The sequence below is a fragment of the Flavobacterium okayamense genome (assembly GCF_019702945.1).
Lineage (GTDB): Bacteria > Bacteroidota > Bacteroidia > Flavobacteriales > Flavobacteriaceae > Flavobacterium > Flavobacterium okayamense.
In genome coordinates this window covers 867,870-888,823 of the sequence record NZ_AP024749.1, presented here as the reverse complement: position 1 = coordinate 888,823, position 20,954 = coordinate 867,870, and the positions used below count along the sequence as shown (strand labels likewise).

At 30.9% G+C, this 20,954-nt stretch carries 19 protein-coding genes; 11 read left to right on the top strand and 8 right to left on the bottom strand.

Annotated elements, in window-relative coordinates:
* Positions 1-14 precede the first annotated feature (14 nt).
* Together KK2020170_RS04070 and KK2020170_RS04065 are read right to left on the bottom strand one after the other, a co-directional pair.
* Positions 15-2,834: a M4 family metallopeptidase gene (locus tag KK2020170_RS04070; RefSeq protein ID WP_221259535.1), complete on the bottom strand. Its 2,820-nt coding sequence runs from the start codon at positions 2,832-2,834 to the stop codon at positions 15-17.
* On the bottom strand, positions 2,834-6,211 hold the full coding sequence (locus tag KK2020170_RS04065; RefSeq protein ID WP_221259534.1) for a T9SS type A sorting domain-containing protein: 3,378 nt from the start codon (positions 6,209-6,211) through the stop codon (positions 2,834-2,836). The genes KK2020170_RS04070 and KK2020170_RS04065 overlap by 1 nt, the downstream gene beginning before the upstream one ends.
* Positions 6,212-6,334: 123 nt before the next feature.
* Between KK2020170_RS04065 and KK2020170_RS04060 the strand changes: the two genes are divergently transcribed.
* The 4 genes from KK2020170_RS04060 (at position 6,335) to KK2020170_RS04045 (ending at position 9,540) form a co-directional block, all read left to right on the top strand.
* Positions 6,335-6,991: an SCO family protein gene (locus KK2020170_RS04060; protein ID WP_221259533.1), complete on the top strand. Its 657-nt coding sequence runs from the start codon at positions 6,335-6,337 to the stop codon at positions 6,989-6,991.
* A 78-nt stretch (positions 6,992-7,069) separates the two neighbouring features.
* A complete protein-coding gene (locus tag KK2020170_RS04055; RefSeq protein WP_221259532.1) occupies positions 7,070-7,309 on the top strand; it encodes a FeoA family protein in 240 nt (79 codons plus the stop codon).
* A gap of 3 nt (positions 7,310-7,312) precedes the next feature.
* Positions 7,313-9,406 carry a ferrous iron transport protein B gene (gene feoB / locus KK2020170_RS04050; RefSeq protein WP_221259531.1) on the top strand — a complete coding sequence of 698 codons (2,094 nt, stop codon included), beginning with the start codon at positions 7,313-7,315 and terminating at the stop codon, positions 9,404-9,406.
* A complete protein-coding gene (locus KK2020170_RS04045; RefSeq protein ID WP_221259530.1) occupies positions 9,403-9,540 on the top strand; it encodes a FeoB-associated Cys-rich membrane protein in 138 nt (45 codons plus the stop codon). The genes feoB and KK2020170_RS04045 overlap by 4 nt, the downstream gene beginning before the upstream one ends.
* Here the strand turns inward: KK2020170_RS04045 and KK2020170_RS04040 are convergent.
* From KK2020170_RS04040 to KK2020170_RS04030, 3 genes are read right to left on the bottom strand one after another with little or no spacing between them, the layout of a single operon-like run.
* Positions 9,537-9,941, bottom strand: coding sequence for a hypothetical protein (locus KK2020170_RS04040; protein WP_221259529.1), 405 nt, complete (start codon positions 9,939-9,941; stop codon positions 9,537-9,539). The genes KK2020170_RS04045 and KK2020170_RS04040 overlap by 4 nt on opposite strands.
* Before the next feature lie 10 nt (positions 9,942-9,951).
* Positions 9,952-10,770: a ZIP family metal transporter gene (locus tag KK2020170_RS04035; RefSeq protein WP_221259528.1), complete on the bottom strand. Its 819-nt coding sequence runs from the start codon at positions 10,768-10,770 to the stop codon at positions 9,952-9,954.
* A 2-nt stretch (positions 10,771-10,772) separates the two neighbouring features.
* Positions 10,773-11,420 (bottom strand): metal-dependent transcriptional regulator, encoded by a 648-nt coding sequence (locus KK2020170_RS04030; RefSeq protein ID WP_221259527.1) that lies wholly within the window; start codon positions 11,418-11,420, stop codon positions 10,773-10,775.
* 88 nt (positions 11,421-11,508) lie between these two features.
* Between KK2020170_RS04030 and KK2020170_RS04025 the strand changes: the two genes are divergently transcribed.
* The 7 genes from KK2020170_RS04025 to KK2020170_RS03995 all read left to right on the top strand — a co-directional run bounded on the left by KK2020170_RS04025 (position 11,509) and on the right by KK2020170_RS03995 (position 18,862).
* A complete protein-coding gene (locus KK2020170_RS04025) occupies positions 11,509-13,764 on the top strand; it encodes a TonB-dependent receptor (protein WP_221259526.1) in 2,256 nt (751 codons plus the stop codon).
* 72 nt (positions 13,765-13,836) lie between these two features.
* Entirely contained in the window at positions 13,837-14,247 is a 411-nt protein-coding gene (locus KK2020170_RS04020) for a BrxA/BrxB family bacilliredoxin (RefSeq protein WP_221259525.1), read from the top strand.
* 82 nt (positions 14,248-14,329) lie between these two features.
* Complete coding sequence (locus KK2020170_RS04015) at positions 14,330-14,713, top strand: hypothetical protein (protein WP_221259524.1); 384 nt, start codon at positions 14,330-14,332, stop codon at positions 14,711-14,713.
* A 106-nt stretch (positions 14,714-14,819) separates the two neighbouring features.
* Positions 14,820-15,554 carry a lysophospholipid acyltransferase family protein gene (locus tag KK2020170_RS04010; protein WP_221259523.1) on the top strand — a complete coding sequence of 245 codons (735 nt, stop codon included), beginning with the start codon at positions 14,820-14,822 and terminating at the stop codon, positions 15,552-15,554.
* Between the two features lie 2 nt (positions 15,555-15,556).
* Positions 15,557-16,555, top strand: coding sequence for an acyl-ACP desaturase (locus tag KK2020170_RS04005; RefSeq protein WP_221259522.1), 999 nt, complete (start codon positions 15,557-15,559; stop codon positions 16,553-16,555).
* 64 nt (positions 16,556-16,619) lie between these two features.
* Positions 16,620-17,264 carry an HD domain-containing protein gene (locus KK2020170_RS04000; RefSeq protein ID WP_221259521.1) on the top strand — a complete coding sequence of 215 codons (645 nt, stop codon included), beginning with the start codon at positions 16,620-16,622 and terminating at the stop codon, positions 17,262-17,264.
* A gap of 140 nt (positions 17,265-17,404) precedes the next feature.
* Entirely contained in the window at positions 17,405-18,862 is a 1,458-nt protein-coding gene (locus KK2020170_RS03995; protein ID WP_221259520.1) for a hypothetical protein, read from the top strand.
* Positions 18,863-18,896: 34 nt separating this feature from the next.
* Here KK2020170_RS03995 and KK2020170_RS03990 read toward each other — a convergent pair whose 3' ends face one another.
* From KK2020170_RS03990 to KK2020170_RS03980, 3 genes are read right to left on the bottom strand one after another with little or no spacing between them, the layout of a single operon-like run.
* Positions 18,897-19,565, bottom strand: a complete 669-nt coding sequence (locus tag KK2020170_RS03990; protein WP_221259519.1) for a hypothetical protein — start codon at positions 19,563-19,565, stop codon at positions 18,897-18,899.
* Between the two features lie 5 nt (positions 19,566-19,570).
* Positions 19,571-20,347, bottom strand: coding sequence for an enoyl-CoA hydratase/isomerase family protein (locus tag KK2020170_RS03985; RefSeq protein ID WP_221259518.1), 777 nt, complete (start codon positions 20,345-20,347; stop codon positions 19,571-19,573).
* A gap of 24 nt (positions 20,348-20,371) precedes the next feature.
* Positions 20,372-20,938, bottom strand: coding sequence for a hypothetical protein (locus KK2020170_RS03980; protein WP_221259517.1), 567 nt, complete (start codon positions 20,936-20,938; stop codon positions 20,372-20,374).
* Positions 20,939-20,954: the final 16 nt, after the last annotated feature.

Here is a 20,954-nt window from a genome sequence, read left to right as displayed (position 1 = left end):
ACCTTTATTAAAAATTATTCTTTAACAATCCTTTTAACGAAGTTCTTTCCTTCTGCAGAAATTTTAATGAAATAAACTCCAGTTGAAGCATTTGATAAATCAATTTTTGTCTCGAAAGAATTTTCGAAAGAATTTTGATTTAAAATTAATCTGCCATTAATATCATAAACTTCAATTTTTTCTAATTGATTTGTTCCTAGTGATATGTTATAGATTCCTTTAGAAGGATTAGGATATACTAAGATTTCATTAGTATTAAAACTTTCATTGCTTAAAGTTCCACTAATTAAGAAATTATCTACATTAACTCCTAACTGAGTAACTGCTTCATCTGAATGGAAAACTATTCTAAAAATAATATTGGTTTCAGAATTTAATGCACTCAAGGAATAGAAATAGTTTGTATTAGTTGTGTTTGTCCCTGTCCATTGTGCACCTGGACAATTGTAACAATCATTTCCTCCTGATGATGCAAGCGTTCTATTACTATTGTACCAATTTGCTCCCATTGTGCCTAAAACATTCCAATTAGCTCCAAAATCTGTAGAATATTCAACATAAACAATGTCCCAGTCTTCTTCTAAATCAAATTTCATATCAAAACTTAATTGAGGGCTACTTAAAGTTGTTAAGTCATAACATTGTGACACTAAATAAGATTTAGTTGCATCAGGATAATCACCTGTATCGTTAATTAAATAAACTGTATTACCAGCAGAAGACATTGCTCCAAAACCTCTAACACCTCTAAACCAAGTTGAAGTACCTTCATCATTATAAGCTATCAATTCATCAGATATAGTACTAAAAGGGTTTACAACATTTACAATACCTGAATCATTTATGAAAAATACAATCGATTTAGTATTATTTTCAGGTCTTGCATCACTTGTAACTGTAGTTGTAATGTTTAAAGTGTGCGCACCTCTAGAAAGACCTGTCACTGAAATAGGATATGTTGTTTCTTGACAAAGCCCTAAAGTTCCATTCCAAACTTCATTAGTATTTGCACCACCATCAACATTATAAGAAATATTTACACTTGATAATGAATTTAATCCTTGATTTTTAAAGCTTATAGTTGTGGCAAAGGAATTTGTAGTACATGGTATTGTTTGATTTTGTGCAATAGATTGTAATGCTACATCATAATTCACAGCAACATAAGATTCTCCAACATTAACAGCATACCATGCATTAGTTACTGATTCTGCTTCTGGACTATTTGCACAATATAAATTGTATACAACTTCAATTGTAGCATTACGGGCATCTAAATAAGTAGAATTAGGCGTTAAATAATCTCTTTCTGCAAGATATGCAATTTCAGCAGCTTTATCTAAACCTATTCCAGTGACATTGTAAGTATCAGGAGAAGGTGCATTGTTAGTTCCAGATTCTCCCTCAGACAAAATATAAAACCAATGATTTAAAACACCTGAATTTGTATGAACTCCACCATTATCAGCAGTTCCGGTATACCAAAAAGTTCCTCCATAAGTATCTGGATCCCCTTTAGAATTTGGATTGCTCATAGAGCGCAATGCATTACCTAAATCTTCTCCAATTAACCAAACCGAAGCTGGCCTAGGTGTTGTTAAACTACCTGTTCTTCCATAATGTTCAATACAAGCTCCCCAAATATCTGAAAAAGCCTCATTCATTGCTCCTGATTCATTAGCATAAACTAAATTAGCGGTATAAGTACACACAGCGTGCCCAATTTCATGCCCACACACATCTATTGATGTTAAAATATCAAAACCTCCAGCAGTTCCATCTCCATATGTCATAACTGAACCATTCCAACTTGCATTGTTATAATTTCCATGGTGAACATAACTTCTTATTGCAGCGCCATTATTATCGAAACTATTTCTTCCGAAAATATTACCCCAAAAATCATATGTTATTTCTGCACCCCAATGCGCATCAAGAGCTCCATCATCTTTAAAAACATTAGCATGTTCTGCACTTGTCCAATTGTTATCATTATCAATAAAATCTACATCTTGATATGTTCCTGTATCCTCACAATTGTAGGTCAAAATTCCATTACCTCTAGAATAATCTTGTAAAATATAATTTGTTCCGTCGAAAGTAGTTTCAATTTGTCTACTCCCACTGTAACGAGTATCTGCATTACCTGTTGCTAAAACTGCCCTTTCTACCTGCTCTTTTTTAAACTTTAAATCTTCATTTGAAAATAATTCATGAGCATGCTTAATTATTGCATTCACTAATAAAATCTCACCAGAATTAGCGTCTATATAAACTTCGTTTCTAGAAATTGGTTGTGTAGCATAAATATCATATTTATAAGCTAATATTAATGAGCCCGAATTTAAATTTGGCAACAATAACAGTTCTCCGTCAGGTTTAACATAATCCATTATCTTAGATTGAACTTCATTTTCCCAAAGATAAGATTCAGCATTTATATATTGTATGGCTTTAGCTAAGCCTTGCTCACTATTTAAATTTGGTTGTATATTTTGATTTTCAATTGCATATAACTCTCCATTAACTAGTCTTGCTTTTCCATCTTTTGAGTGAACAATAGCTGTACCAAATTCTACTTTCAATCCTTTGTAAAACTGTTGATATTTTTCATGAATAAAACCTACTTTATCAACATTTGAAGAAACTTTAGAGAAAGAAACTTCTTTATTTAATTTAAACTCCATTGAAAAAACTTTTAATGCTTTTTCAGGCGAAATCTCTTCGTTTATTCTCAAAAATTTTTGATTTGTAAGGCTTTTTTCTTCTCTATTTTGTGATGTTACACTTAAAGAAAAAACCAAAAAACTTAGGGCAAAAAATATTTTTTTCATTATTCTTTAATAATACGTTTTACTAATTGTTTATCGTTAGATTGAATCTTAACAAAGTAAATTCCAGATGAAAGATTAGTTAAATCCAATTTAACAATTGACCCTTCAATGTTTAATTTATCGCTACTAAAAACTTTTTTACCGGTCACTTCAAAAATCTCTATACTTTCAGGCACTTCGTTTGAAAATGAAATATTAAAGATTCCTTTAGAAGGATTTGGATAAACAAAAAATTCATTTGTGTTAAAATTCTGTTCAGAAAGCGTACCTGTTATAACAAAATTATCAATATTAACACCTAATTGATTTACTGATTCATCTGAATGAAAAACTATTCTAAATATTACATTAGGTTCACCAATCAAAGAATTTAACGGATAAAAATAGTTTGTGTTTGTTGTATTAGTACCAGTCCATTGTGCACCAGGACAATTATAACAATCATTTCCTGCTGTTGCTACAGTTCTATCACTATTGTACCAATTAGCACCCATAGTTCCCAAAACATTCCAATTAGCACCAAAATCTGTAGTGTATTCTACATATACAATATCCCAATTCAGCTCCAAATCATATTTCATGTCAAAATGAATCTCAGGGCTTGACACATCTGTTAAATTATAACATTGAGAAACTAAATAAGATTTTGTTTGATCTGGATAATTCCCTGTAAGATTAGTTGTAAAAACATTGTTTCCAAAACCACTTGCTAATGCACCTCCATTTCTAACGCCTCTAACCCACAGAGCAGTTGTTGAACCTTCATCATATCTTAATAATTCATCAACTGTATTTTCAAATGTATTAACCACTCCAACAGTACCTTGATCATTTACATAAATAGAAACAGTACCATTATTATTACTTGAAAATGCATCATTTGTAATTGTAGTAGTAACATTAAAAGTATGTATACCTCTACTTAAAACTAATGAAGGAAGTGTTACAACTGCAGTAGCTCCAGAAATTAATGTTCCATTCCAAGTTGTATTGTATGGTGTGCCATCAACACTGTAATCAATTTGAACTGAATTAATTGTATTGACTCCATTATTTTCTATTACAATTTCTGGAGTTAAATTACCGCAATTTACATTTGAACCAGGATTATTGATTGCAAGTAGTTTAACATCATCTGGTGCTAACTGAACAGGTATATCCGTTTGCCATATTCCTCTTCCATAAGTTGATGCTATTATTTTATTATCAAATAAATTAATTGCTAAATCCGTAACAGAAACATTAGGTAAATTTGTATCAAAAGCTTGCCAAGAGCCCATGGTATCATCTAAATAGTATACTCCTAAACTTGTTCCTACATATAAAGGGTTATCAGGATGTTGTCCCTGATGAACAATAACATTTTTTCCAATACTCGGTATGCCTGAAGTGATATTTGTAAATGTAGTTCCTCCATTTGTTGACTTTAACACTTGCCCTCCAGTTCCAGAAGTAGTTAAATAAACTATATTATTATTATTAGAATTTACAGCTATTGATCTAATTGTAGAAGAAGCAGTAAAAATTGATGAAAAGTTTACGCCATGGTTTGTACTTTTATACAAAGTTGAACCATTTGAAATATACATAATATCATCGTTTGTAGGATCAACATAAATTAATTCAAGGTTTCCTGATCCAATACTTCCTGAGTTTTGTTGTGTCCATGTACCTCCAGTTAATTTATATAATCCCGCAAAACCAGAGAACAATTCTCCAATACTATTAGTTGCTAGTGGAGTTACCCAATTTCCACTTTGACCACCTGGCGAACTAACACTTCCTGTTATTCCATTTCCTGCTGTACTACTTATATATAAAGAACCACCATTTTGAATAAAACCATAATACAAGTTAGGATTTGTGGGATCAATTTCCGTATCCATTCCATCAGCACCATAATAGTTTTTCCATTGACCACTACTGTAGGCATGACCACCATTATCTTGTAAACCACCAACCATATTTGCAGCAGATTGTTTTGATACTGCGATTTTATAAAATTGACTAATTTGTGCAGTAGCTGTTAAATCAGTAAAATTAGTTCCTCCGTTTTGAGAAACATAGACACCCCCATCAGTTCCAGCATATAAATTTCCTCCATAAAACCCTAAATAATGAATATCTGCATGAGTATAAGATGGTGCTGAAGGTGAACTCCAGTTATTAATTTTAGTAAAAGATGTTCCTCCATTAGAAGATTTCCATACGTTTAAACAACCCGTAAAAATTTCTTCAGCATTTGTATCTGAAACTCCTAATGCTAAATCATACCAAGCTTGAGAAGACTCAAAAACATCCGTTGATGTATTTCTTGCAGTAAAACTTGTTCCGCTGTCGGTCGATCTATAAATTCCTTGAAATGCATAACCAGTAGTAGCACTTAAAATATAAATATAATTGGAGTTTGCAGGTGTTACATCTAATAATAATCTTCCAGAATTAAAAGGTAATCCGGTCGTGATTATTGTAAATGATGACCCAGAATTAGTAGATTTATAAAATCTATTTGCACTTACTGCATAAATAATTGATGAGTCACTTGGTTTAAAACGAATTGATCCTTGAGAAAAATCTCCAGTTTGAACAACTGACCATGAGGCTCCTGCATTACTTGTTTTGTAAATACCACTACTTGTTGCACAAAACAATACTTGATTGTTAGTTGGATCCATAATTAAATCCCCTGCAAAACTTGAGCTTCCTCCAAAACTTAATCCAGTAGTATTCCATGTTAATCCGCCATCTGTTGATTTTAAAACCCCAACAGAATATGTGTCTGAAGCGTCTTTATCACCAGTAGCAATGTAAATTACATTTGAATCTGTATGATCTACAACAATTCCAGAAACACCTATTTGAGGTAAAAAGTCAGAAAGTGGTGTCCAATTTACTCCTGCATCTGTTGATTTCCAAATTCCTCCAGCTGGAGAACCAATATAAACTACATTACTATTGTTTGGATCTTGATAAACAAAATTTACTCTTCCTTGTCCAGAAGACCAAGAACCTGTATTTGTATGTGTAAATGGCCCCACCGGCTGCCAATTACTTGGCGGTAAAGACATTGACGATAAATTTTTAGATGCTTTAGACTGATTCTTTTCTTGCCATGCTGCCCAAAGCTCATCTGCAGAGATTAAAAAACCATTTTCGTTTGTTAAATTTCTCCAGTGATTTTCCCACCTCATAAAAGGCTTATAACCAGAACCTTTCTTGTTTTTATCATGAGATAACCAATATTGGTTAAACTCATCAACCATTTGATCTATAGTTTTTTGCTGCTTGCTTTCAGAATTCCACGGTGCTGAAGACACAAATTGAGCACTTGAAAAACCTCCAATTAAAAGGCTTAAAATCAGTAGTTTAGTTTTCATTTTTTGGGTTGTTTTTTTAATAATTTCGCTAAAATAATATTTTTTTCAACACATTATAACTTTTTTAACAAAAATCGCATTTTTATCGTTTTAAAATACTTTAATTTTGCTAAAAATTAAAAAATGACTACTAAAAACAAAAAATATATCATTTTTCTAGGATTATTACTAACTCTAGTTTTTTTATCTATATATACATTAACAAAGCCTAAAAAAACTCTACCAATATTTAATCCTAGAGACATTAATCCTGAGCTAGTAGACTCTACAATTCAACATTTAGGATATAATCATAAAATTGAAGATTTTGCTTTTAGAAATCAAAACGGAAAAATTATTACTCAAAAAGATTATGAAGGCAAAGTTTATGTTGCTGATTTCTTTTTTACTACTTGCCCAACGATTTGTCCTAAAATGACAGATAATATGGTTTGGTTACAAAATCAAATAAAAAATAATGATAAAATAAAATTGGTTTCTTTTTCAGTAACGCCTGATATGGATAGCGTTCCTGTTCTTAAAAAATATGCTGAAGAAAAAGGAGTTATTGACTCTAAGTGGAATTTACTTACTGGAGACAAAAAAGACATTTACTACTTGGCTCGAAAATCATTTTTAGTGGTTAAAACTGGAAGTCCAGATGAACTTTATGATATGGTTCATACTGAAAACTTCGTTTTGGTAGATCAAAAAAAGAGAATTCGCGGTTTTTATGATGGAACAAATTTAGAAGAAGTAAAAAAACTATTGGAAGACATAAATTTCCTTTGCCAAGAATAATTTCTTCAAAATTGACAATTATCAGCTTCAATTTATAAATAATACCTACATTTGTATTTTAATTCAATCTAAATAAGGATGTCAGTTCTACTTTCAGAGTTGAAAATTGGAGATAAAGCTATAATTATAGATGTAAATCTTGACGAAATTCCATTAAAATTACTTGAAATGGGGTGTTTGCCTGGCAATACTATCGAGCTTATCCAAATTGCACCTTTTGGTGATCCTTATTATTTCAATATTAACGATTCGCATGTTGCTATTCGAAAAGAAACCGCTAACGAAGTTAATGTTGTTATTGAAAATCAGTTGGTCTAATTCATGTTAAATTCAATTATAAAAGTTGCCTTAATAGGAAATCCTAACGTAGGAAAAACTTCGGTTTTTAATCAATTAACAGGATTAAACCAACAAGTTGGGAACTATCCAGGAATCACCGTTGAAAAAAAACAAGGAATTGCAAAACTTTCATCAGAAGTCAAGGCTAAAATAATTGATTTACCGGGAACTTACAGCTTAAACGCAAGTTCGATTGATGAAAATGTTGTAATTGAATTATTACTAAATAAAAACGATGAAGATTTTCCAGATGTGGCTGTTGTAGTTACCGAAGTGGAAAACTTAAAAAGAAACTTACTTCTTTTTACACAAATTAAAGATCTTGAAATTCCTACCATTTTAGTCATAAATATGGCGGATAGAATGAAATTGAAAGGAATTGAACTTGACATTGAATCTCTTGAAAAAGAACTAAAAACAAAAATTGCATTAGTTAGCTCAAGAAAAAATCAAGGAATTGATAATTTAAGAAATATCATTTTAAATTATACAGAACTTTCTACAGAACCTTGTTTACATGCTTCAAGTATTGATCCTGAATATTTCGACAAATTAAGAAAAGCCTTTCCAAACCAATTATTGTACAAACTTTGGTTGGTAATTACGCAAGATGTAAACTTTTTAAATTTGGAACGTAATGAAATTAAAAGTTCATTTACAAAATCACATTCCGATTTAAAAAGGCTGCAGCAAAAAGAAACGATTAAGCGCTATCAATTTATAAATGACACTCTAAAAATTGGTCAGAAAATTGATCAATCTAAAGCAACCGATATTCGAGCAAAAATAGATCGCATTTTAACCCATAGAGTTTTTGGATATCTAATATTCTTCGGAATTTTAATGGTGATTTTCCAATTTTTATTCGATTGGAGTAGTATTCCAATGGATTTTATCGATGAGACGTTTGCTAATTTAAGTTCGTTTGCTAAAACTAATTTACCATCCGGAAAATTTACCGATTTAATTTCCGATGGTGTGATTCCAGGAATTGGTGGAATTGTAATCTTTATTCCACAAATAGCCTTTTTATTCTTGTTTATTTCTGTACTGGAAGAAAGTGGCTATATGAGTCGCGTAGTTTTTTTAATGGATAAAATAATGCGCCGTTTCGGACTTTCAGGTAAAAGTGTAGTGCCATTAATTTCGGGAACTGCTTGTGCTATTCCTGCTATTATGGGAACTCGTAATATTGAAAATTGGAAAGAACGTTTAATTACCATTTTAGTTACACCATTTACAACTTGTTCGGCTCGTTTACCAGTTTATGCTATTTTAATTGCATTAATTATTCCGGAAAAAAGAGTTTTAGGATTTTTAAGTCTACAAGGATTAACTTTAATGAGTTTGTATCTTTTAGGTTTCGGAATGGCAATTTTTTCGGCTTACATTCTTAATAAGGTTTTGAAATTAAACTGCAAATCATATTTTGTTGTTGAAATGCCTTCGTATAAAATTCCAATGTTTAAAAACGTCGCGATAAATGTGATTGAAAAAACAAAAGCTTTTGTAACCGGAGCCGGAAAAATCATTTTAGCATTATCCGTTATTTTGTGGTTTTTAGGCTCGCACGGACCAAAAAGTTTTGATGATGCCTCAACCGTTATTACATCACAAAACCAAAATCTTACAAAAGACGAATTGAACGATAAAATAAACGCTTACCAACTAGAAAACTCATACATAGGAATTATGGGGAAAAGCATTGAGCCTGTAATTAAACCTTTAGGTTACGATTGGAAAATTGGTGTTGCTGTTGTAAGTTCTTTTGCTGCACGTGAAGTTTTTGTTGGAACTCTTGCAACCATTTACAGTGTAGGAAGTCATAGTGAAGAAGAAGCAACTATTAAAAAGAAAATGGCTGCTGAAGTTCATCCTATAACAGGTAATAAGATTTTCAATTTCGCTACAGGAATTTCGTTGTTGCTTTTTTACGCTTTTGCCATGCAATGTATTTCTACTTTGGCTATTGTTAAAAAAGAAACTAATTCATGGAAGTGGCCAATTATTCAACTTGTAGTAATGAGCGGATTTGCCTATTTAGTTGCACTAACAGCTTATCAGTTTTTAAAATGATACAAGAAATTTTAGCTTATATTACTTTAGCAGCTGCAGTTTTTTTTCTGTTGAAGAAATTCTTTTGGAAAAAATCAACTAAAAAAGCGAAGAAAAATTCTAAATCGTGTGGAGACGATTGTGGTTGTCATTAATCTTGTCCATCTAATATAATTTCTAAAAAATAATCTTTTAAATCAATTTCTTCATTTTGAATCTTTTCCGGAAAAATTTGAATTCCAATTATTTTTTTATTCAAAGTATATCGTTCTAAAATTGATCTATTATTTTCAAAATTCTTAGTATTTAAAATTATTAATTCTTCTTTCAGAAAAATTTCATTTTCAAAAATAGAAATAACAAGTTCAACTTGACCTTCCCAAACACATTGGACATCTTTAGGACATCTTGAATCTGAAAGTATATCTTTTATAGTGAAAGTGTATTTGTCATTTATCTTATGAAATTCTTTCTCATTTTGAGAAGGCTCAGGAATTTTATTTGAACCACATCCAATTGAAAATATTGCCAATAAAACATATAAGATATATTTCATAATCTTTAATTTAACCTAAAGCAACATCCAAACTCATCATTACAATAAATCCGCCTATAAAACCTAAAGTGGCAATATCAGTATTTTTATCTTGTTGCGTTTCTGGAATAACTTCTTCCACCACTACATAAATCATCGCACCGGCAGCAAAAGCTAACGCATAAGGCAACACTGGTGTAAAGAAAGTTACGGCAACTGCCCCTAAAACTCCAGCAATAGGCTCAACAATAGCCGATGCTTGTCCGTACATAAAACTTTTTCTACGAGAAGCACCCATTCTTCGCAAAGGCATAGCAACAGCAATTCCCTCTGGGAAATTTTGAATTCCTATTCCAATCGCTAAAGTTACCGCACCTGCAATTGAAGCTTCAGGAATTCCAGCAGCAACACCACCAAATAAAACACCAACTGCTAATCCTTCAGGAATATTATGTAATGTAATTGCTAAAACCAATAAAGTTGTTCGTTGCCAAGGCGATTTTATCCCTTCAGTTTCTTTAAAATTGATGTGTAAATGAGGTAATGTTTTGTCTAAACCGAATAAAAATATAGCCCCTAATAAAAATCCAACAGCGGCAGGAATTACTTTTACAAAGCCTTCCCCATCACTCATTTCAATTGCTGGAGCTAACAAACTCCAATAACTTGCAGCAACCATAACACCACCTGTAAAACCTAACATTCCATCTAAAAGTGCTCGGTTCATGTTTTTAAAAAAGAACACAAATGCCGCTCCTAAAGCTGTTAAAAACCAAGTAAACATAGTGGCATAGAAAGCCGCTAAAATTGGATCAATACCTTCTAAATATTTTAAAATCGAATCAAACATAATTATTGAACGTATAAGTTATTGGCAATTTTATTGGATATAGTAAAAGTTTTTTCTTGAACTTTAACTTTTAAGGTTTCATCAAAGCTCTCTTTTTCTAAAATGGTAATATTGGTCCCTAAAGAAATTCCTTTTTTATCTAAAAACTGAAGAAACTCTGCTGATGAATCTTTAACTCCAACACATTTTACCGTATCGTTTAATTGAATATCAGACAATATTTTCTTTTGCATTTTTTTTATTTCTCCATCAGCATTTGGAATTGGGTCACCATGTGGGTCAAAATCTGGAAATTCAAGAAAAGCGTCTAATTTGTTAATCAATTTTTCCGATTGAATGTGTTCTAATTCTTCGGCAATTTCATGTACTTCATCCCAAGAAAAATTTAATTTCTTTACCAAGAAAACTTCCCAAAGACGATGTTTTCTAACTATCATTTTAGCTGAATATGATCCTTTTTCGGTTAAAGAAACGCCTTGGTATTTTACATAACTCACCAATCCTTTTTCATCTAGCTTCTTAATCATATCGGTTACCGAAGAAGCTTTGGTGTCTAACATTCCTGCAATTGCATTTGTATTAACACCTTTAGGAGAAACCTGTGCTAAATGATAAATAACTTTTAAATAATTCTCTTCTGAAATTGTCATTTTATGCAAATTATTTCACAAATATAAAACAATATTTTTGTTGCTATATATTTTATTTTTAGTTTTGTCTAAATTTTAATTTTTAAAAGTGAAAAAAATAATTTTATATAGTATAATTTTAATAGTCAATATAACTTTAGCTCAAACTGGAATAAAAGGAAGAGTAACAACTGAAAGTGGTGAACCCCTTGCATTTGCTTCTGTAGTACTAATTGAAGAAAAAAAAGGAGTTGATAGCAATACTAATGGAGAATTTGAAATTAATGATATTGAAGCAGGAAACTATACCATTCGAATTTCATTTATAGGATTTGCTTCTAAAACAGAAAAGCTTTCTGTAAAAAAAAACGAGATTAAAAACATTATAATTGTTTTAAAAGAAAGCAACATTTTAAATGAAGTTACTGTAACCGGAACTTTAAAACCTGTCTCTCGATTAGAAACACCAGTTCCCGTTGAAGTTTACACTTCCGCATTTCTGAAGAAAAACCCAACACCAAATGTCTTTGAAGCCTTGCAAAATGTTAATGGTGTACGGCCTCAATTAAATTGTAATATTTGCAACACTGGCGATATCCATATAAATGGTTTAGAAGGACCTTATACTATGGTTACTATTGACGGAATGCCTATTGTTAGTGGTTTGTCAACCGTGTACGGTTTGTCAGGAATTCCCAACTCATTAATCGACAGAATTGAAGTTGTAAAAGGTCCGGCTTCTTCTCTTTATGGGAGCGAAGCTGTTGGCGGATTAATCAACATTATCACAAAAAATGCGATTACAGCTCCTATCGTATCTGCAGATATTTTTTTTACAAGTTGGTTAGAAAACAATATAGATATTGGCACAAAATACAGATTAGGAAAAAGTACTAATGCGCTTCTTGGAATTAACTATTTTAATTATAACCAACCTATTGATAACAACAATGATAATTTTACTGATCTAACGATACAAGAACGTATTTCCATTTTTCAAAAATTCGATTTCAACAGAAAAGAGAATCGAAAAATGAGTTTAGCGGGTCGTTATTTCTATGAAGATCGTTGGGGTGGTGAAAAACAATGGAACAAATCGTATCGTGGTGGAAATGAAATTTATGGTGAAAGCATATACACTTCTCGTTTCGAATTAATAGGAAATTATCAATTGCCAGTCAAAGAAAATATGAATTTGGCTTTTTCATATACCTATCACAATCAAAATTCGGTGTATGGAGATGTATTGTATTTAGCCAATCAAAAAATTGCATTCGGACAATATACTTGGGACAAAAAAATTCTAAATCACGATATTTTATTAGGGAGCGCGTTTCGTTATCAATATTATAACGATAATACAACCGCAACTGATGATGCTGAAAAAACTAAAATTTATAGCGTATTCCTTCAAGACGAAATAAAACTAACCGAAAACAAAAGTTTGCTTTTAGGTTCGCGTTACGATTACAACAATAATCATGGTTCTATTTTTACGCCTCGTTTAGCTTACAAATGGAAACCAAATCAAAATAGTGTGTTTAGAATAAATGCAGGAACAGGTTTTCGAGTTGTAAATTTATTTACTGAAGAACATGCTGCTCTAACTGGCTCAAGAGATGTTATTATCACTGAAGATTTAAAACCCGAAAAATCATACAATATCAATTTAAACTATTTAACAAAAGTTCACTTTGAAAATGGTTCGGTTGGAATTTTTGATATTTCGAGTTGGTATACTTTTTTCAACAATCAAATTATTCCAGATTATGACACTAATCCCAATGAAATAATTTATTCCAACTTAGAAGGCTATGCACAAACATTAGGTCTTACAGCTAATGCTGATTTTATTTTTCCATTTGGTTTAAAGAGTTCCTTTGGCATCACCTATTTAGATTCTCAAATAAATCGTGATGGCGTTACATCTCAGCCTATTTTAACTGAAAAATTTTCAGGAACTTGGAATCTTGCTTATGAAATTCCTAAATGGTTTTTATCTATTGATTATACTGGAAATATTTATGGCCCAATGCGTCTTCCTCTATTAAGTGATTTAGATCCAAGACCCGAATATTCACCTTTTTGGAGTATTCAAAATATTCAATTGACGTATAAAAAATGGATTAATTTTGAAGTCTATGGCGGCGTAAAAAACCTATTAAATTGGACGCCAAATAAAAGTTCTCCTTTTCTAATTGCAAGAGCAAATGACCCTTTTGATGAAAACGTTTCTTATGATGGAAATGGAAATGTGGTTGCAACGCCAGATAATCCTTATGCTTTAACATTTGACCCAGGTTATGTTTACGGACCTAATCAAGGATTTCGAATGTTTTTAGGATTACGTTATACATTGTATTAGAATGTTAGAACTTGTTTAACATTTCTCAACCAAAAACTTTGTAACTTTGTACAAATTAAAATTTTTTAGATTATGTATCCAGAAGAAATGGTAAAACCAATGAAAGCGGAATTAACTGATGCTGGTTTTCAAGAATTATATACTGAACAAGATGTTGATACTATTTTAGCTAAAGAAGGAACTACTTTAGTGGTTATTAACTCTGTTTGTGGTTGTGCGGCACGTAATGCACGCCCAGGAGCTAAAATGAGTTTAGATAACGCTAAAAAACCCGACTTTTTAGTAACGGCTTTTGCTGGTGTTGATAAAGATGCTGTTACTAAAGCAAGAGAACATATGTTCCCTTTCCCTCCATCTTCGCCAAGTATGGCATTGTTTAAAAACGGAGAATTAGTTCACATGTTAGAACGTCATCATATTGAAGGTCGTCCAGCTGAGTTAATTGCAGAAAACTTAAAAGACGCTTACAACGAATTTTGTTAATTATAAAGAGCCTTAAACAATGTTTAAGGCTTTTTTATGCAACCTAATTATATTTATTGCATCTAGTATGAAAACTATGATTATGAAAAAAATTATTACTTGTATTCTTTTACTATTTTTATTGCAAAGTTTTCAATGTGAAAATGAAATTCAAAACGATCAAATTACAGAAGAAATGTTGATTAATAAAAAAGAAGAAATAACTAATTACATTGAACAATTTTCTTGTACTACTTCAACTTCGTGTAATGCAATAGCTTTAGGTGCTAAGCCTTGCGGTGGTCCTAGAGAATATCTTGTTTTTCCTAACAATTTAGATTTAGACATATTAGAAGGTCTTGTAAGTGAATATTATACAATGGATTCAACACGAAATGTACAAACAAATGCTGTTTCTGATTGTGCCATAGTTATGCCGCCCAGTGAAATTGATTGTATTAATGGTAATTGTATCATAATAAACTAAACAATAAATCTTTGAATTTATTTGTTATGCAAGCATATAGAAAGACCACCAAAATTGGTGGTTTTTTTATTTTTAGAAGTACATTTGTAGAAACTCAAAACTAGCAATGCAAAAAATAATTTCCTATCCCATTTCTATAGTATATTACTTACTATTTCTTTTATGGTTAGTTCTTTTTCATCCTATTCAATGGGTTTGCTATAATCTTTTTGGTTATAATGCTCATCGTTGGAGTGTTACCATTTTGAATTGGTTTTTAGTTAGAAATACACAAATTTTAGGAACTACATATAAGTTTATTGGAAGAGAAAAACTTCCTAAAAATGTTCCTCTAATAATTGTTGCTAATCATCAAAGTTTATATGATATACCTGCCATTATTTGGTTTATGAGAGCTTGGCACCCTAAGTTTATTAGTAAAAAAGAATTAGGAAAAGGAATACCAAGTGTATCTTATAATTTAAGAGTTGGAGGTTCTGCATTAATTGATCGAAAAGACCCAAAACAAGCTTTACCAGAAATTAAAAAAGTAGCTGAATTAGTAAACAACAATAATTATTCGGTAGTTATATTTCCTGAAGGCACAAGAAGTAGAACCGGAGTTCCAAAAACTTTTTCAATAAATGGTTTAAAAATGCTTCACAAGTTTGCTCCTGATGCTTATTTTGCTCCAGTGAGTATTAGTAATTCTTGGAAAATGCAACGTTACGGACAATTTCCAATGGGATTAGGGAATCGCATAACTTTTGAGGTTCATGAACCTTTAAAAATTTCTGACTATTCATTTGATGAAATTTTTGAGAAAACGGAAAACATAATTAAAAACAACATAAAACAATAATAATGTCGATACAAAATGTACGATTAGAAGTAATGCAGTTTTTGGAAAAAAAGATTGACAGCTTCGTAGAAGAATTTTTAATCCCAACTGAAAAAATTTGGCAACCAACAGATTTATTACCTAACTCAGAAAAGGAAACTTTTTTTGACGAATTAAAAGATTTGAGAGAAATTGCTAAAGATTTACCTTATGATTTTTGGGTAGTTTTAGTTGGCGATACTATAACTGAAGAAGCATTACCTACATATGAAACATGGCTAATGGATGTTGAAGGAGTAAAACAAAAAGAAGAAAATGGAGATAATGGTTGGGCAAAATGGTTGAGACAATGGACAGGTGAAGAAAACCGTCATGGAGATGTTTTAAACAAATATCTTTATTTATCTGGCCGTGTAAATATGCGTGAAGTTGAAGTTACCACTCAACATTTGATAAATGATGGATTTGATCCTGGCACAGGAAGAGATCCATATAAAAATTTTGTTTTTACAAGCTTTCAAGAATTAGCTACTTACATTTCACATAATCGTGTAGCACAAATGGCAAAGAAATTTGGCGATAATAAACTATCTAAAATGTGTCGCTTAATTGCTGGTGACGAAATGCGTCATCACTTAGCTTATAGTCAGTTTGTAAAAAACATTTTTGAAGTTGACCCAAGTGAAATGATGTTGTCGTTTCAATATATGATGAAGAATAAGATTAATATGCCCGCGCAATTAATACGTGAATCAGGCGAAAAAATCGGGAGTGCTTTCGAAGAATTTTCAAATGCTGCACAACGAATAGGAGTTTATACGGCTTTAGATTATGTTGACATTATGAAAAAATTAATTGATAAATGGGAAATTGATAAAGTGACAAATCTTACAAGCGAAGCCGAAAAAGCACGTGATTATCTTATGAAACTTCCTGAAAGGATGACTCGTATTTCGGAACGGTTAGTTTCACCAGAAAAAGAACATATTTTTAAATGGGTTGAACCAGTAATGGTAAAATAATAACTTTTTAAATCTAAAAAATTCCAAATGCAATATATTTGTGTTTGGAATTTCTATTTTATATATGACACTAGTTGACAAAACAATTCTTTTTGTTAAAGATAAATTACAAAATGCTGAAGGTGGGCACGATTGGTTTCACATTGAGCGTGTTTACAAAAACGCAATCAAAATTGCTGAAACAGAAGGTAATTGTAATTTAGAAATTGTAAAACTTGGTGCTTTATTACATGATATTGCTGATAGTAAATTTTATAATGGAGACGAAACTGTTGGACCAAAAGTTGCTAAAGAATTTCTAGAAAAAGAAGGTACTACAAAAGATATTATTGAACATGTTATCGCTATAATTCAAAATATTTCGTTTAAAGGTGGAAATTTCAATCAAAATTTTACTTCAAAAGAACTCGAAATTATTCAAGATGCCGATCGATTAGACGCGATTGGTGCCATTGGAATAGCCAGAACATTTAATTATGGTGGTTTTAAAAACAGAAGTATATATAATCCTGCAATTGCTCCAAAATTAAACATGTCAAAAGAAGAATATAAAAAGAGTGATGCGCCTACTATTAATCATTTTTATGAGAAACTACTCCTGCTAAAAGACAAAATGAACACAGAATCTGGAAAGAAATTAGCTGAAAATCGACATAAATTTATGGAGCAGTTTCTAGCTCAATTTTATACTGAATGGGATGCACTGTAAAAGCTCTCAATGTATCAAAAACTTCCTACTAACATCAAATTTTCTAGATAGAAAAACCAAACTCAAAAAGTTTTAAATCGATATAAACTTATATTCTACTGATTTTCAATAATTTTTGATACATTTGGTAAAAACAAAACATGAAAAATCTATTTATTCATTTTTTCTTAATTACCTTTATAAGTGTTAATAGTCAGGATATTAAGATTAAAAAAGACGTTATACTTTTTGACAATAAAGAAGTTGCAATTTTAAAAAAATCAGGTGAAGATTATATATACAGCAGCTTAGATGGAAAAAAACAGTTTACCGCAAAATATAGAGACTTAGCTGAAAGCGATGCTGTTCTATACCAATGGCTAGAAGTTTCAAATTCTGACAATAGTAAAACAACTGAAATTCCTTACGAAATATTACAAACTTCATTCAACTCAAGTAAAATAATTACTCGTTTACTGGCTTCTAAATACGGTTTAATTGATGAGAATGGCATCAATCAATTAAAAGTGTCAGAACTTTTCAATCAAGAAAGAGAACGATTAAGCGAGAAATATATTAAAACAGTAACTGAAGCAAAAGATAATGCTAAAAGTGACAAGCTGGTATATGATCAAAAAATTGCAGCCGTTCGACCACATGTTAAGAAAGATGGAACAATTGTAACTGGCGGCGAATTAGGAACAAATATAATTGGAAAAGCATATCATACAACATATGATGTTTTCAATAAAAATGATTTTATTTTTATACAGGATTTAGACAATATTGTCGTTGCAAAAGCAAAAATTACAAGTGCTCCTACGAAGACTACTGAAGTAACTTTATTTAATGGAGAGACTTTTACTTTTAATGCTAAAAGAAGTTTTCACCCCAACGATGCATTTATATTTTTTAAAGAAGTTGTTGAACAACTAGTCGCAAGAGATTATGTCTTAGGGCATCAAGCAAAAACATACAATGCAAATCTTCACAAAGAAAAAGTAAAAGTTGCCAAAGATAAAAGCGAAAGCATTTATAATAGAAAAGGATATGTTATTGATGAAGACGGAAAAAAATATTCAGGTATAGTAAATGCAGAATTTGAAAGACTTGATGTTTATGAAACTGGCAAAACAGAAGTTACTGAAGCGATTGATAAATATGGAAAATCTGTAACCGTAAAATACAATAATGAAAAGGGTAAAGAACGAATTTCTACCTTTTCTGCTAAAGACAATACTAAGTTTTGTGTAATTGAATCAGACGGTTCTGAAACTTGTTACATAGGTATGAAAGTAAAAGGTGATGCAATGAAAAAATTATCAAATGCAATGTCTTTAGGCTTCAATAATGCATATTTTTATAAACTAGTTTACGAGGCAAATGGCAATCAAGTACTAATTGACCCAATAAAAGAAGATGTTTTCGTTATAAAACTAAAAGATGCTAAAGAAGGGCAGATGATTGACAGTCGAAAAAACGATAAACTATCAAAGGAACTTTCAGAATACCTCGGAAATTGTAAATCTCTGGCCGAAGAAATCAACAACAACGTTTTTGACTTAAAAATAGTAGACAACTTAATTAAAATTGTTGATGAATATAATTCTTGTAAATAATTCAAAATCATTAAATCAAAAAAAGCCAAGTAAATTACTTGGCTTTTTTTGGTTTAAAATTATAGGCTTTGACCACTTTAACCCCTAAAACCCCTTCGCCTATTTCATAATATATTTTATTAAAATTTGAAACCTCTGGATTTATCCAAAAAACTCTAATACCAAAAAACGCTTCGTATTGATTATTTTCTAAATAAATTGTAGAATTTGAACGATTTATATAATATCGATATTTTTCAATTGTAGTTTTTTCTACAGTATAATAATTAATGAGCAAGAAAAGGCTGATTAAAACTTCAGAAAATATAGTTAAAGCTAAACTCAATTTACCTTTGAAAAAAAAGTAAACAGACAAATGTGTAAGAAAGTAAAAAACACCTAACCAAAAAGTAGGTAGCAATGTGTCGAATCCAATTGTAAAAAACACAAAACAATTCAAAATTGCTAACGTCCCAACATAGGTTTTACTACTAGTTAATGCATTTTTAACTTCATTTTTTTTAAAATAAATAAGATTTTTATAGGTAAATGCAACAGAAGGCGATAGCAATATTAAAGCAACAAAATACATTATAAGTCCAGTTGCTGCATAATTTGCATATAACAAAAAAGGCGACACAAATACTAAAACACTAACAACTAAAATTATGAATAATTTTAGAATAGTTTCAAAGTAATTAGGTCGCTCTTCTTTACTAAACATATTTTCTATTTCCCAGGAAAATTAGCTTTACGCTTTTCTAAAAATGCGGTTGTACCTTCTTTGAAGTCTTCAGTTCCAAAACAGTATCCGAAGTTTTTAATCTCTACATTAAATCCGTTAATACCATCTTTATAGTTTGCATTTATAGCTTCGATAGCTTTTCCAATCGCAATACTTGAATTTCTAGTAATTTTAGTTGCAATTCCTTTTGCAAATTCTAACAATTCTTCTTGACTAACAACGTGGTTCACCAATCCGTAATTTAAAGCTGTTTGAGCATCAATCATTCCGGCTGTCATAACCATTTCCATTGCACGACCTTTACCAACTAATTGTGCTAAACGTTGTGTGCCACCATATCCTGGAATTACGCCTAACGTTACTTCAGGCAATCCCATTTTTGCATTATCTGAAGCTACTCTAAAATGACAACTCATTGCTAATTCTAATCCGCCACCTAAAGCGAAACCATTTACAGCTGCAATAACTGGTGTGCTTAAATTTTGAACAAAATCAAATAATAATTCTTGACCTTTTGCAGCAAGATTTCCTCCTTCTTCAACAGAAAAATGAGCAAACTCTGAAATATCTGCACCTGCAACAAATGCTTTTTCACCACTTCCAGTTACAATAATAACTTTAATAGCTGTATCTTCATTCAGTTGTTTAAAACCTTCATGTAATTCTTGAATAGTAGCTTTATTTAATGCGTTTAATTTTGTTGGGCGATTAATCGTTACTACCGCAATATTATCTTGTTTCTCAATTAAAATATTTTCCATTTTTTGAACTTTATTATGATTGTACTATTTTATATTTAAGTTTCTGATATATAATCTTATTCTATGAACTGGGTTAACTGTCAAAAAACCTTCTTTTTTAAAAAAGTTAGAAACAGTTGAATATAATTCAATTTCTATATTCTCATTTGAATTCCATTTTGAATTTTCTTCAAAAACATTTTCTGGGTCTAGCCTACTAATATTTGAGTAATTCTTTTTGACAACTGGTTCTCCAAACTTGTTGCTTATATCTTGTTTTAAATCTTGATATTTCTGTATTAAGGCCTTTTGAACTTTTTCAGACTGTTTATTATTGTCATCATCTTCAAAATTACTAACATCCCATTCATATAGAACATATGACATTACTGAATCCTTTTCTTTGAAAAAATAGTATACTTTTAAATTTGGTATCAGTGTTTCTTTTCTTAAATATTCCATTGGCTGCGCATCACCATTTGAAGAATAATATCTTGAGTTAGAATAAAATAATTCACTACCGGTTGATTCTTCTAAAAGTAGGTATTCCTTTAGAGTTGTTTTATTAATTTCATAATTAATATTCTGACCAAAACTAAATGATATTGACAAAAAAAATAAGACAAAA